General features: G+C 43.1%; 13 protein-coding genes. 7 read left to right on the top strand and 6 right to left on the bottom strand.

What is annotated here, in order from left to right:
- Nucleotides 1-8 precede the first annotated feature (8 nt).
- The 3 genes from hutX (at nt 9) to ACHUFI_RS00690 (ending at nt 1,741) form a co-directional block, all read left to right on the top strand.
- On the top strand, nt 9-524 hold the full coding sequence (gene hutX / locus ACHUFI_RS00700) for a heme utilization cystosolic carrier protein HutX (RefSeq protein ID WP_394246938.1): 516 nt from the start codon (nt 9-11) through the stop codon (nt 522-524).
- A 39-nt stretch (nt 525-563) separates the two neighbouring features.
- On the top strand, nt 564-1,094 hold the full coding sequence (gene hutZ / locus ACHUFI_RS00695; protein WP_394246173.1) for a heme utilization protein HutZ: 531 nt from the start codon (nt 564-566) through the stop codon (nt 1,092-1,094).
- 113 nt (nt 1,095-1,207) lie between these two features.
- Nucleotides 1,208-1,741: an ATP:cob(I)alamin adenosyltransferase gene (locus ACHUFI_RS00690; RefSeq protein WP_394246171.1), complete on the top strand. Its 534-nt coding sequence runs from the start codon at nt 1,208-1,210 to the stop codon at nt 1,739-1,741.
- 5 nt (nt 1,742-1,746) lie between these two features.
- Here ACHUFI_RS00690 and ACHUFI_RS00685 read toward each other — a convergent pair whose 3' ends face one another.
- Nucleotides 1,747-2,661 carry a chemotaxis protein gene (locus ACHUFI_RS00685; RefSeq protein WP_394246170.1) on the bottom strand — a complete coding sequence of 305 codons (915 nt, stop codon included), beginning with the start codon at nt 2,659-2,661 and terminating at the stop codon, nt 1,747-1,749.
- A 171-nt stretch (nt 2,662-2,832) separates the two neighbouring features.
- Here ACHUFI_RS00685 and ppiC point away from each other — a divergent pair, with 171 nt between their 5' ends.
- Together ppiC and ACHUFI_RS00675 are read left to right on the top strand one after the other, a co-directional pair.
- Nucleotides 2,833-3,111: a peptidylprolyl isomerase PpiC gene (ppiC, locus tag ACHUFI_RS00680; RefSeq protein ID WP_394246168.1), complete on the top strand. Its 279-nt coding sequence runs from the start codon at nt 2,833-2,835 to the stop codon at nt 3,109-3,111.
- Between the two features lie 293 nt (nt 3,112-3,404).
- On the top strand, nt 3,405-4,766 hold the full coding sequence (locus ACHUFI_RS00675; RefSeq protein WP_394246166.1) for an alpha-amylase family protein: 1,362 nt from the start codon (nt 3,405-3,407) through the stop codon (nt 4,764-4,766).
- 47 nt (nt 4,767-4,813) lie between these two features.
- Here the strand turns inward: ACHUFI_RS00675 and ACHUFI_RS00670 are convergent, their stop codons facing one another.
- The 5 genes from ACHUFI_RS00670 to ACHUFI_RS00650 all read right to left on the bottom strand — a co-directional run bounded on the left by ACHUFI_RS00670 (nt 4,814) and on the right by ACHUFI_RS00650 (nt 12,036).
- Nucleotides 4,814-6,682: a methyl-accepting chemotaxis protein gene (locus ACHUFI_RS00670; protein WP_394246164.1), complete on the bottom strand. Its 1,869-nt coding sequence runs from the start codon at nt 6,680-6,682 to the stop codon at nt 4,814-4,816.
- A 171-nt stretch (nt 6,683-6,853) separates the two neighbouring features.
- Nucleotides 6,854-8,725 (bottom strand): methyl-accepting chemotaxis protein, encoded by a 1,872-nt coding sequence (locus ACHUFI_RS00665; protein ID WP_394246163.1) that lies wholly within the window; start codon nt 8,723-8,725, stop codon nt 6,854-6,856.
- A 426-nt stretch (nt 8,726-9,151) separates the two neighbouring features.
- Nucleotides 9,152-10,519, bottom strand: a complete 1,368-nt coding sequence (locus ACHUFI_RS00660) for a YjiH family protein (RefSeq protein WP_394246162.1) — start codon at nt 10,517-10,519, stop codon at nt 9,152-9,154.
- Nucleotides 10,520-10,755: 236 nt separating this feature from the next.
- Entirely contained in the window at nt 10,756-11,433 is a 678-nt protein-coding gene (locus tag ACHUFI_RS00655; RefSeq protein ID WP_394246161.1) for a YoaK family protein, read from the bottom strand.
- 138 nt (nt 11,434-11,571) lie between these two features.
- On the bottom strand, nt 11,572-12,036 hold the full coding sequence (locus tag ACHUFI_RS00650; protein WP_394246159.1) for a GFA family protein: 465 nt from the start codon (nt 12,034-12,036) through the stop codon (nt 11,572-11,574).
- Between the two features lie 32 nt (nt 12,037-12,068).
- On the opposite strand from ACHUFI_RS00650, the gene ACHUFI_RS00645 reads away from it, so the two are divergent.
- A complete protein-coding gene (locus ACHUFI_RS00645) occupies nt 12,069-12,692 on the top strand; it encodes a hypothetical protein (RefSeq protein WP_394246157.1) in 624 nt (207 codons plus the stop codon).
- 131 nt (nt 12,693-12,823) lie between these two features.
- On the top strand, nt 12,824-13,120 hold the full coding sequence (locus ACHUFI_RS00640; RefSeq protein ID WP_394246155.1) for an isoamylase early set domain-containing protein: 297 nt from the start codon (nt 12,824-12,826) through the stop codon (nt 13,118-13,120).
- The last annotated feature ends 91 nt before the right edge of the window (nt 13,121-13,211 follow it).

Raw genomic sequence — 13,211 nt, 5'->3', positions numbered from 1 at the left:
ATCAAATAATGACGAATAATAATGACCTACTGAAATCTCAGGTTGCTGACATTTTAGAACAAGAACCCAAGCTACTGCCTGCCGCAATCGCGGAGCAGCTAGATGTCAGTGAAGCCGACGTTGTATGTGCTTTTCCAAGAGAAATGGTATCAGTTCTGGACGGCGATCATGCTCAGCAAATCCTAGAGACTATCGTTGGTTGGGGGCCAGTGACTACTATCATGCATTCGTTTGGCTCGATTTTTGAGGTGAAAGCCCCTTTTCCAAAAGGGAAAGTTGCGCGTGGTTATTACAACCTGATGGGCAAAGAAGGTGAACTACACGGGCACCTTAAACTTGATAATGTAAAAAAAATTGCGCTAGTCAGTAAACCTTTTATGGGGAGAGAAAGTCACTATTTTGGATTCTTTAGTGAATGCGGTTCGAACATCTTCAAAATCTATTTAGGACGTAATGAAAAGCGCGAGTTGATCCCTGAACAAGTGGAAAAATTTAAAGCGCTACAAGCTCAATACCAGTCTTAACTTATCAATATAACAATAAAATTCTTATAGGGAAGAATAATGGAACAACAAGTAAAGCAAGAACGCCTTCAAGGTCGTCTAGGTCCAGAAATTAAAGAGTTTCGTCAAGAGCGACGTACTATTCAATTGGCGACAGTCGACGAAAATGGCCGTCCAAATGTAAGTTACGCCCCGTTTGTACAGAACCAAGAAGGGTACTTTGTACTGATTTCTCAAATCGCTCGCCATGCTCGTAATCTTGAGGCGAATCCTCAAGTCTCTTTGATGATGATTGAAGATGAAGACAGCTCAAAACAACTATTTGCGCGTAAGCGTTTAACTTTTGATGCGGTTGCAAGCGTCGTTGAGCGTGACACTGAGCTATGGACTCAAGTGATTGGTCAAATGCAAGAACGCTTTGGGGAGATCATTGACGGTTTAAGCCAGCTTCAGGATTTTGTTTTGTTTAACCTTAAGGCAGATAGCGGCCTATTCGTGAAAGGTTTTGGTCAAGCATACCAAGTGTCGGGAGATGACTTAGTTGATTTTGTTCACCTACAAGAAGGCCACAAAAAAGTATCAAATGAATAGCATTCTATTCTAATAATAAAAAGCCTCCCAATGTGGAGGCTTTTTTTAATTATGATGAATGCTATCACTACTGTTTGATATATTGAGTGTTTTGGAATTATTAGGGAGCAAAAGTGAAACCTGTAAGCCGAGATTGGGACGAATTTTGTTATCCCTTTATATATGAAGACAGCCCGATTTGTGATTTTGAGATATTGTCCGATGAATTGTGCTGTCGGGTTGGGCTACTGCTGACGATGGATTTAGATGAACACATTCGTGAGATTCTTACTCGTTTACAACCGTTTATTTATCACCTGAATGGCTCAGTCAGAGGGAAACTGGCGATTACACAAGAAAATTTGGACGAGTTGAAGCAAGATTACCATGGTCTAAGGCAGTCTCTTGAAGGTGGGTTTCAAGGTTTTGTTCTTCCCGGGGGGCATGAAGTTTCTGCGCAGCTTCATTTATGCCGTTGCCAAGCGAAAAAAGTCGTCAGGGCTTTGGTGAAAATTGAGCGCCATGGCAAAAAGTCACCAGCCCCGATTTTGTTTAAATACGCGAATTTACTCGCGAATACTTTTTATGCACTTGCTTCATTGACGAACCAATTGAATCAAGTGGAAGAAATTGAGTTTGTCAGTAAAAGCTACACAATGCCGAAGTAAGGCGGTTAGCTGGTCACTGCACTTTCTTCTAGTGTTTTTGCCCCTCGCAGCATAGCTTCAATCAGCTCACCCGCATTAAACTTCTCAAGAGCTTCATGCGCTCCGACTTGGTGGGCTCGGTCGACACAAATCTCACTTGAAAGCGAAGTGTGCAAAATTCGATATGATTGATTCAATGCGGGATCATTCTGAACTTCAAACGCCAGCTCATAACCATCTAGTCCAGGCATTTCAATGTCACTTACCAGTAACTCAATTGGGCGGTTATGTGCGGCTTCTTCACGCATAATTTCAATGGCGTCTAAGCCGTTATTACAAATGAGATAAGGGATGTTGATGCTGTCGAGAGCATCGGCAAGCTGTTTTCTGGCGATTGATGAGTCGTCGACGAGAAGGATCTTAAGTGCTTTAAGCTGCTCACGTTCTATATCGGTGAGCATTGGAACTTGAGCCGATTCGTATTCTGGGTAAATTTTTGACAGAAGCAGCTCTACGTCCAGCATTTGTACAATGCGCTCTTGATAGCGAGTGATCCCTGTAACGAAGACATTGGTCCCGACAGAAGTTGGAGGTGGCTCGATGGATTTCCAGTCACATTCAATGATCTTATCGATCGAGCGAACTAGAAATGCGACGACCGTTCTTAAACAGTCAGTGACGATCAACGTACATTTTGGATAATCTTCTGGTGCAATTGCTCTGAATCCGATAGCGGCAGACATGTCGATCACTGGCACGGTAAGGTTGCGAATGGTTACGGTTCCAATCACATGGTGATGAGAATAGGGTATTTGAGTTGTTGGTTGATACGGAACAATCTCTCTTACTTTCAGCGTTCCAATGGCAAAACTTTGCGTGATGGAAAGTTTAAACATCAACATGCCTTGCGATTGGTTTGCTTTACTTTTAGTCCTAGCCATGGGAAGTCCTGCTTGCGATCTTATAAATGCTATTTTAAGGGAATAACCTTATCCATCAAGTGACTATTAACGTCTTGTTTCGGTTAGAGCCATTTAATGGTAGGTGATTTAAGTGAATATGTGGGCTTCTTGAGGTAAAATCTGAGATATAGCAATACTGAGAGAACCCTCATGGCAAGAACAGCAGCGGCACTTCACATTCTGGTGAAACACAAAGAACAAGCGGAAGACATTATTAAGCAACTTAAGAAAGGGGCTAAATTTCAGACTCTTGCGAAGAAATACTCTTCATGTCCTTCAGGAAAGAAGGGTGGTGACCTTGGCGAGTTTAAGAAAGGTCAGATGGTGCCACAATTCGATAAAGTGTGTTTCTCTGGTGAAACTTTGGTTCCACACTTAGTCAAAACAAAATTTGGTTGGCACGTAGTGAAAGTGCTTTATAGAACTTAAACCTCGCTATCAACCATTACTAAAAGCCTCCTTCTTGGAGGTTTTTTAGTATTGGTGTTAGTAGGTGGTTGGCGATCAAACAATAATTAGGCTCAGCGCAGCGGATTAGGGGATGGTATTTTCGCTATAATCATCCCGAATGCCGCTTGGTAATTTTTCTACGCCCTTAAATATCCACCGACATAATTCGGCTTAGGGGGGATTGCTTGCGCTTTACACTCTTTATAATTGTCTCAATACCTAATACTTACAATGGAACAAGCTCGTGTTATGTAGCTTGGTAGGAGATTACGATGGAATACTCGGTTGCGCTCAACGCTGCGGCAAGCGATGTTATTTTGCACGCTTTTGATTGGCAGTATGTCGACATAAAGGATCAAGCAGAAACAATTAGTCAACTTGGCTATAAATCTGTGCTTGTTTCACCTCCAATGAAGTCATTGAGTCATGCGGAAGGGACGAAGTGGTGGCAACGCTATCAACCTCAAGATTATCGGGTGATTGATAACCAGTTAGGTAATACGCAAAGTTTCACTGAAATGGTTGGGGTGCTAAAAGCACACGGCCTGCGAACGTATGTTGATGTGGTGTTCAATCACATGGCGAACGAATCAAGCATTCGAGGTGACTTAACCTATCCGAATGAAAGTATTTTAAAGGATTATCAAACGCGATCAGACTACTTTGAAAAGCAGACACTGTTTGGCGATCTCAGTGAACCGTTATTTACCGAAGATGACTTTGTAGAAGCGTTTGGAATTGAAGATTGGCGTGATAGATGGCAGGTTCAAAATGGTCGTATCACGGGTGGGCCGACCGATCCGGGTTTACCAACGTTACGTGATAACGAGCGTGTCGTGGCTCAACAACGACAATATCTAAAAGCGCTAAAGAAAATCGGCGTGAAAGGCTTTCGTATTGATGCCGCAAAGCACATGTCCATCGAGCATCTTAAAAAGGTTTGGACCAATGATATTGCTGAACAAATGCATATATTTGGTGAGATCATTACCGATGGTGGAGCAACGGAAGAAGAGTATGAACTCTTCCTAGAGCCATATTTAAAGCATACCCGTTTAGGGGCGTATGATTTTCCACTGTTTACTACGATAGCCAAAGCTTTCGACAAAAAAGGCAGTTTTACGTCACTCATTGACCCGTATTGTTTTGGGCAAGCTTTGTCTAACCGTCGAGCGATTACTTTTGCCGTTACGCATGATATTCCAAATAATGATGTGTTCTTGGAGCATGTGATGGATGAAGAGCATGAGCAACTGGCGTATAGCTATATTTTAGGGCGCGATGGTGGTGTACCGTTAATTTACAGCGATTTAGATACCAGTGGTATTGTTGGGAAAGACAAAACGCCACGATGGATGAATCAATGGAAAACGGAGGCCATGCAGAAGAAAATTGCTTTCCATAACCATGTTCACGGCGAAAGGATGAAAGTGGTTGAGGCGAATGACGATTTACTGGTGTTCGCACGAGGGAAAAAAGGGCTAGTGATTATTAATAAGTCCAAGCGTAGTCAGTCAACTTCTCTGCCATGGCATAGCAATGTGCAAGACTTGTTGGGAGGAAGAGCGTTCCTCTTAGAAGGCAATAGTCTTGAGATTACTATTCCACCAATGTCGAGCATGATGTTGGTATAAGAAAAAGGGAGCACAGTGCTCCCTTTTTATTGTGTTGCAACCCCTGTTTATACAATGAATTTGTTTAATATTGCATCTTGTTCACGCACATTTTCTGTTTGCACCAGCATTGCGGAGTTTGCGTTTTCAGCAGCATCCGACACTTGAACTGAAAGGTCTTTGATTTTTACTGTGTTGTTATTGATTTCTTCTGCGACGAGACTTTGTTCTTCAGCTGCAGAAGCGATTTGGATATTCATATCAGAGATTTCTTGGATAGAGTCTCGAATACGTTCTAGAGCTGTGTTGGCCTGTTGCGCCATATCGACAGCATCGGTCGCCGTCGTCTTACTTTGATTCATGGCATTGGCTACCGAGCTTGCGCCGGCTTGAAGCTGCTCAATCATATTTCTAATTTCTGTGGTTGATTCTTGGGTACGTTGAGCCAAAGTTCTTACTTCGTCGGCTACTACCGCAAAGCCTCGCCCAGATTCGCCTGCACGAGCCGCCTCTATTGCCGCATTGAGGGCGAGCAAGTTAGTTTGATCGGCGATGTCATTGATAACTTTTAAGATGGTCTCAATGTTACTGGTTGCTCCTTCAAGTGCTCTTACTTCTTCGACCGCTTCATCGATACGGCTTGATAACGTATCAATTGCGGTAGTGGTATCCGTGACCACTTGTGTCCCCTCTTGAGTAGCGTCGTCAGCCACTTTTGCTGCAGAAGCTGCACCTTGAGCATTGTTCGCGACATCAGAGGAAGTGGTCGCCATCTCGTGCATTGCTGTTGCCAGTTGCTCTAGCTCATGCAGTTGGTCTCGCATTGCTTCTGACGATTCTTGCAAGCCAATGGAAGTGGATTCCGATCCTCTTAATATTTCGGCACCAATCGCTTTAGACTGAATGATCTGTTGTTGAAGTGAGCCGGTAAACGTATTGAAACCCGCTGCCAATTCTGAAAATTCTTTGTCGGTGTTGGTATCTAGCCTTTGAGTCAGGTCACCATCGCCACTCGCCACATCCTGAATCGCTTCATTGAGGATATCTAGTGGTCTCATTAGAGTACGAATCAAGACAAGTAGAATCGCTATACTGATCACCAATGAAATAATGGTGTAGATGATGGAGCTATTTTTTAGGTCATTGATTGATGCGTAAGCGACTTCTTCATCAAGAATGACACCGACGTACCAGTCTTCGCCAGGAATTGCAGCAAAATCCAATGTGTAGGGAATGTTATTCAAAACAACTTGCTGAGGCTGATCCAAAATGCTGATGTTTGGCATGTAATCTTGTAATGGTTTTCCGTTTTTCTCCTTATCTGGGTGGGCAATGGTTGTGCCGTCACCAGCAACAATGAAGACATAGCCTGCATCAAACAGCTTCACTTGGTTCACCAGTTCAGCCAAGCTCCCAAGGCTTACATCGTAGAAGATAGCACCGATGAATCGGCCGTTGTCTTTTACAGGAGTCGCAATGGAGACCAAAATTTCTTTGGTTGCTGAGTCGGCATAGGGAGCCGTAATGATGAGTTTATTGGCGTTCTTCGCATCGATATACCAAGGGCGGACTCTCGGATCCCATGAATCGCCAGGTTTCCATGTCGGATCGTTACCGATATGTGAGCCATCTTTTTCGAAGCCTACGCCAGCTAATATGAAGGCGTCTTTCACGACTGGCCTTGAAATCACATCGCGAATTTTATCTGGGGCGAGATCGAGTTCTAGCATACTGGTCGCGTAAGCTGCGACATCTTTTTTGCCGTTGATTACAGAAGCTACGGTATTTCTTACCCCATCTACAATCTCGGTAACACTGGCTTCGACTTGTTCTTTAAGTTCACTTTGCATGGTGAAATATTGCTTAGCAGTAAGCAAAGAAACGGTGACAAGGAGAAGTACAGAAGAAGCTGCAACAATCTTATGACTGAATTTCATGGTCGTCCCTAACGTTTATTCTCTTATTTATTTATAAATTTATAGTTAGTAATAACCAGTTCATCCAGTTGAAAGCGAAATTAATAGGCAAAAAAATCTTACGGTTAGAATGTTTTAGGAAATAAAAAAGCGAGGATAGACCCTCGCTTTTACTGTGCTCTAGGAAGATGGTTAAACGATGAACTTGTTCAAAATCGCGTCCTGCTCTCGAACATTATCGGTTTGAATTTGCATGGCAGAGTTTGCTTCTTCAGCTGAGTTAGCCACTTGAGTTGATAGGTCTTTGATCTTCACTGTGTTGTTATTGATCTCTTCCGCCACCAAGCTTTGCTCTTCTGCCGCTGATGCAATTTGGATATTCATGTCTGAAATTTGTTGGATTGAGTCACGAATACGTTCTAATGAAGTGTTAGCTTGCTGAGCGCGCTCTACGGCTTCTGTCGCAGTATCTTTACTTTGATTCATCGCGGTAGATACCGAGCTCGCACCAGCTTGCAATTGTTCAATCATACTGCGAATTTCAGTGGTGGATTGCTGAGTACGTTGTGCCAAGGTTCGAACTTCATCTGCTACCACGGCGAAGCCACGGCCTGATTCCCCTGCACGCGCTGCTTCAATAGCGGCGTTAAGTGCAAGTAAGTTGGTTTGGTCTGCGATATCGTTGATTACTTTAAGAATGGTTTCGATGTTAGCTGTTGCAGATTCCAACACCTTAACTTCTTCTACGGCTTGATCGATTCGAGCCGAAAGGTTGTCGATCGCTTGGGTTGTATCCCCAACGACAGAAGTGCCGTCCATTGTTGCTTCATCTGCGTCTTTCGCCGCAGCGGCAGCGCCTTGAGCATTATTAGCCACTTCCGTTGCGGTTACAGCCATTTCGTTCATTGCGGTAGCCAGTTGCTCTAGCTCTTGAAGCTGAGTGCTCATCGCGTTTGCTGACTCTTGGGCGCCAACTACCGTCATCTCGGTGCCACGCATGATCTCTTTACCAATAGCCTTAGATTGAGTGATCTGGCCTTGAAGTGTTTCAGTAAACTTGTTGAAACCTTTCGCTAATTGAGAGAACTCGTAGTCGGTATTGGTATCTAAGCGTTTCGTTAAATCCCCTTGACCTGAAGCCACGTCGTGAATCGCATCGTTCAGTGTTTCAAGCGGGCGCATTAGCGCACGAATCAGTACTGTTAGCGCGATGATACTCAGAATTAACGCAATTACTGTATAAATGATAGAGCTATTACGTAGGTCGCTGACGGCTTCAAATGCGATGGCTTCATCGATGATTGAGCCTACATACCAGTCTTCGCTTGGGATATGAGTGAAGCGAACCATGAAGGTTTTGCCATTCATCTCTACTTTCTGGCTAGATTCTGAAATAGAAACATTAGGTAGGTAACTGGCTAGTTTCTCACCATTGTTCTTCGAATCAGGGTGAGCGATCGTCGTGCCGTCGGCAGTTACTAGGAATAGGTAACCGGCATCGAACAGGTTGATTTGGTTAACTAATGTCGCAAGGTTAGTCAACTCCATGTCGTAGAACATGCCAGCCACAAATTGGCCATTGTCTTTAACTGGTGTGCCCACTGAAATAATCACGTTCTTACTGGAAACGTCGACATAGGGCGCAGTCACAACCAGAGCGTTTTTCGATTTAGCGTCGATGAACCATGGGCGCTTACGCGGGTCGTAGTCAGGGCCCGCTTCCCAACCATCATCGTTTTCGATAACGAAGCCATTGCTTTCATAGCCAAAACCAACGGCTAAGAAGCTATTTTTTAATTTTGGCTTTTCTAAAATAGTTTTTACGTAGTCGTGATCGTTAGGCGCGATTTCGATAACTTCTGTTGTCGATTGCGCTAACGCTTTTTTAGCTGACATTTCTGATACAACGGTGTTTTTCACACCATTAACCATTTCGGTCAGACTCGCATTGACATGATTCTCTACCGCAGTTCGTACTGTGTAGAGTTGCTGGATAGACAGCAACGAAATCGTAATTAAAAGCAGGATAGAAGATGCTGCTACTACCTTGTGACTAAACTTCATGAAAGAACCCCTTTCTCATGCACAGCGAATAAATTTGAATATCTTATTGTTATGATTTTATTTGTATCGGTAAGTATGGCGTAAACTTTATGAGATTTCCGTAACACGCCGTACGTAGTGAATACATTACCTCTAATCTCAACCCAAAACACACTAAAGTGTAACTAAATTGTGATATCGATTGTTTATTGTATGAAATGATTAATGATATTTCTAATGTAAGGTGTCTTTGGGATAGTTAATTTGAATGGTTTGGGCTGGAAGTTATAGGTTTAATGGGCTTATGTAACTGCTTTGTATTAAATTTGGTGATTATGTTTCTAGTAATGCTGTAAGTGGCTAAAAGGTAGGGTTTACGAATTCCATTAATAATAAAAAAGCCCCACTTATGTGAGGCTTTGTTTGATTTTTAACCTTTACAAGAACTTAGAAGATCAAGTGTGCTACACCAGCAATAATGGGTAGCGTGATCAGTGTACGAAGGATAAAAATGATAAACAGTTCTACGATGTTGACTGGAATCTTACTGCCTAGTAGCAGAGCGCCGACTTCAGACATGTAGATAAGCTGAGTCACTGAAATTGCTGCAATAACGAATCGAGTCATTTCGTTGTCAATTGATGCAGCTAAGATTGCAGGAATAAACATATCTGCAAAACCAACCACGATCGTTTCTGATGCCGCTACTGCTTCTGGTACACCTAGAAGTTCCAAGAAAGGAATGAAAGGCTGGCCTAGGAACGAAAATACCGAAGTGTATTCAGCAACAACCAGTGCAACGGTACCAAGACCCATTACAACAGGTAGTACGCCAAACACCATATCTACAGCGTTACGAACGCCTTCACCAAATACCGCTTTTGGAGATTTGACTTGAGATGCTTTTTTAACGGCTAGTTCAAGACCCCAAGAGAACGTAGAGTGACCGGCTGGAATAGCATCAGCATCTTTGCTTGGCGCTGTTCCATCAATAAACGTGTCTTTCTTCATGCTAAGAGGTGGCAAACGCGGAATTACAACTGCTGCCACAATACCGGCTAAACAAATTGCGCCATAGAAAGGTAAGAACAGGTGTTCAAGTTCTACTTGAGCAATTACCACTAAGCTAAATGTAATTGAAACAGCAGAGAAGGTTGTACCGACAACAGCCGCTTCACGCTGAGTGTAGAATTTGTTTTCATATTGTTTGCTAGTCAGCAAAATACCCACACTGCCATCGCCTAACCACGAAGCCATACAATCAATGGCACTACGCCCTGGTAGGTTGAAGATAGGACGCATGATCTTGCTTAGCAATGTACCGAATAATTCAAGCAGACCAAAATTAAGCAGAAGCGGTAGTAGCAAGCCTGCAAAAATAAAAACAGAGAATAGTGTTGGAAGTAAGCCTTCTAAAACCAGACCGCCAGTGTTTTCTTCCCAAATCGCTTTTGGTCCGATTTGAAACACGGTCATGATAACAGCAGCGCCACCAATAAGGCGCACCGCTAGCCAAAGCGGAGAAGGGTTAAACAGACCTTTTAAGAATGCACTGTTTTCGATAAAAGCGGGCTTGAAAAGTTTGCATAAAACGGAAGCCACCGACATAAATGCAATGATTGCTGCAATGATACTAACTAAGTGATCGCCAAAGAGAGCTTGAATCGACTTCGCTAGGATAGCAACAGGGATAGTAAGATCACCTTCATAGCTGATAGGCGCCATGAAAAGAAACAAACCGATAAGTGATGGAATTAGGAAAACCCAGAAGCTACCTTTGTTTGGCGCTTCAGCAGCATTAGCATTGTTAAGCATTATTATTCTCGTATTACTACTAGTAAAAGTTGCCATATTCCTTGGCATATCTATTCACTAAATATTCGTATTTACTCAGTGGTTGCAAGATTACCTATAATGAATGGTTATTGCAATACTATTCATTAAATAGAGGTACTTATTCACCATGTTCATCCTGTCAAAGTTCCACTTGATAGATGAATGTTTTGTGTATGTTACACCTGTTTACATTTTGTTGCTAATGCTTTTATAAATTAACCTTTTTGTTCCAACTGAGCTTTGCTTGAAAACCAGTATAGCCAATAGCTGAATGCGATGAAGAAAGCGAATCCTGCTGGGAATAGGAGAGAGGTGATTCCAAAGTGCAGGTAAGCAGAGCCACCCAGAGCACCGCCAAAAATAAATCCTAGTAGTATAAAGGTGAACAGTTTAGCCTTTCTTTTATCAAAGGGTGCGCCTTTGAGCCTTGCACCTAACATGATGCCGAGATCGGTGATGATACCCGTCATATGAGTTGTCCGAATGACAGCGCCGCTGAAAGTGGTGATCATTGCATTCTGTAGGCCGCAGGCCGCGGACGCCAAGTATTGGCCCCAAGTGTGACCGTTTATCAGTGCGTAGAGCGCAAACAGGAGCAAACTCCCCTCAATACATAAAGCGATACCATAGCGGCGACCTAGCTTTAGCGCCTGACTTTCAATAAAGAACCCGCTGAATGCGGCCCCAAGCAGAAAGCTGAATACGATGAGGAGCAGATGAAATGTTGATGCCGACGGAGATAATAGCTCACTACCTAACAGTGTCATGGTGCCAGATACGTGTGAAATGGCCTGATGTTGGAAGCTCAAGAGCCCAATCACATTGACGGACCCTGCAAGAGCGGTAAGTAAGAATGCTCCATACTCAACCCAACGAGGGAGTTTAGAAATCATCAAAAAGCGCTCCGTGAATAATGGAGCGCGATTATAACGCTAGTGAAATGAGAGAACGAATGAATAACGCTTGTTTCGTTTGATCTTACGCAAGAGAAAGCGGGTTTTATTCCGTTAGTTTAGCCATGTCTATTCACGCTATTCGTAATGCTCCATCTGACAATCAAACTTTACCCAGCCGTGCTTTCTTTCTTCATAGATTGAAAAGCTCGGTGTTGGGAAATCTCGTTCTTGGAATAAGCCTAAAGGTACAACAAGTGACTCTGGGGATGCCGAAACTTGCAATAGCATTGTCGTGCCACAGTTTGGGCAAAATTGATAAGAGACTTCGTTGCCGGAATCACTGATCCGACTGAAAGAGCTTACTTCCCCCAGTAAACTGACTTGTTCGGCGAGAAAGCGGACTTGTACGCCAAAAACACTGCCTGTTCTCTTCTGGCATTCAAAGCAGTGGCACACCGCAGTTCTTTGAGGTTCACCTTTACAAATCAGGCTAGCTGCACCGCAGCGACATTCACAAATTCTTGTTTTGGTATCCATACGCTTCTCGTAATTTTTGTGGCGCTTATTGCTTATTATATCAAAGCCCATTATGGTCTGCACAAAAGGACTCGAATCGAATTGCGTAAGTGACTATGAAAAAAAGAATTTTGCCTATCCCACTCATCTTATTAATCCCGATTGTACTGCTGGTGATCGTGACGATCGCTGGTATATATCGGTTTAGCCTGACTGACGAAGAAATACTGGCTAAGTTTCCTTCCGCGCAAGTCGAAAGCGATGCTGTTGTGGTATCCGTTTTTGGTATTAAAGCGACGAACCCTTGGACTATACAAGTACCAGAAAATAATGCCTTTGCGTTTATAGATACCCTGGATAAAAGCCAAAACTTAGCGTCTGGCCGCTATGATTCGGGGGCTGAAAGAGGCGTAGTGACCGTAGATACTAAGATGCTTAAGCGAGTTGATATTGAAGGACAACCCCTTTTCTTAGGTCCAATGTCGGTGTCGAATCAAGGGTCAGGCGTGTTCCACTATTTGGCGCTGTTTAAGTTTGATTCGTCGCGTAGTCGAATGATTTTGGCGGACAGCGAACTCTTGGGAGATAGGGTTCAGATCCAGAATATAGTGCTCGAAAATAACTCGCGAGTTGAAGTGGTTTACTTACAGCATGGACCGAATCAAGCCATGTCTGAACCCCCTTCAGAAGAGGTCTTGCTTAATGTTGGTTTTAATAAGCAACAAATCGTTGAGCAATAAATTTATATAGAATGCAATGTTTTGTTGTTTATGTGAACTAAATTACATATTATCTTTGTTAGATGATTGAAATTTAGACATGCCTAAAAGGTTTGTGTCTGCCATATTTATACAAATGGAGCTTGCAAAACATGATCAACAAACGTTTTTTTAAAACGAAAGATGAAGTAGAAGTCACCTTTGAGTTAGAAGCTAAAGAAGCGACTTCAGTTGCTATCGTCGCTGACTTTTTAGATTGGAAAGCAACACCTATGAAAAGGTTAGCCAAAGGCAAGACGTACAAATTCAAAACTCGCCTTCCAAAGGATAGCCAATTCCAATTCCGCTATCTGGTTAATGACCAACAGTGGGTTAATGATGCGCAAGCGGACAGCTATGTCGCAAATGAATTTGGTGAAGATAACTGCTTAGTGTCCACGGTACAGTAAATCTAAGCAGGCAAAGTGATAAATTGAGCCAGAGGCGTTTTCGCTTCTGGCTTTTTTGTACATCAGCTAAGTGATTGAAAGTCACTCTTAC

Source organism: Vibrio profundi, from assembly GCF_043642225.1.
In the GTDB taxonomy this organism is placed as follows: Bacteria; Pseudomonadota; Gammaproteobacteria; order Enterobacterales; family Vibrionaceae; genus Vibrio; species Vibrio profundi_A.
The sequence above is the reverse complement of the archived record's forward strand: the minus strand, read 5'-3'. Positions and strand labels throughout refer to the sequence as shown.

Coding starts and splice junctions, on each gene's coding strand:
- ACHUFI_RS00670 (WP_394246164.1), bottom strand. CDS start 6,682: ATGAAATTCAGTCATAAGATTGTTGCAGCTTCTTCTGTACTTCTCCTT.
- ACHUFI_RS00655 (WP_394246161.1), bottom strand. CDS start 11,433: ATGATTTCTAAACTCCCTCGTTGGGTTGAGTATGGAGCATTCTTACTT.
- ACHUFI_RS00665 (WP_394246163.1), bottom strand. CDS start 8,725: ATGAAGTTTAGTCACAAGGTAGTAGCAGCATCTTCTATCCTGCTTTTA.
- hutX (WP_394246938.1), top strand. CDS start 9: ATGACGAATAATAATGACCTACTGAAATCTCAGGTTGCTGACATTTTA.
- ACHUFI_RS00640 (WP_394246155.1), top strand. CDS start 12,824: ATGATCAACAAACGTTTTTTTAAAACGAAAGATGAAGTAGAAGTCACC.
- ACHUFI_RS00675 (WP_394246166.1), top strand. CDS start 3,405: ATGGAATACTCGGTTGCGCTCAACGCTGCGGCAAGCGATGTTATTTTG.
- ACHUFI_RS00645 (WP_394246157.1), top strand. CDS start 12,069: ATGAAAAAAAGAATTTTGCCTATCCCACTCATCTTATTAATCCCGATT.
- ppiC (WP_394246168.1), top strand. CDS start 2,833: ATGGCAAGAACAGCAGCGGCACTTCACATTCTGGTGAAACACAAAGAA.
- ACHUFI_RS00660 (WP_394246162.1), bottom strand. CDS start 10,519: ATGCTTAACAATGCTAATGCTGCTGAAGCGCCAAACAAAGGTAGCTTC.
- hutZ (WP_394246173.1), top strand. CDS start 564: ATGGAACAACAAGTAAAGCAAGAACGCCTTCAAGGTCGTCTAGGTCCA.
- ACHUFI_RS00685 (WP_394246170.1), bottom strand. CDS start 2,661: ATGGCTAGGACTAAAAGTAAAGCAAACCAATCGCAAGGCATGTTGATG.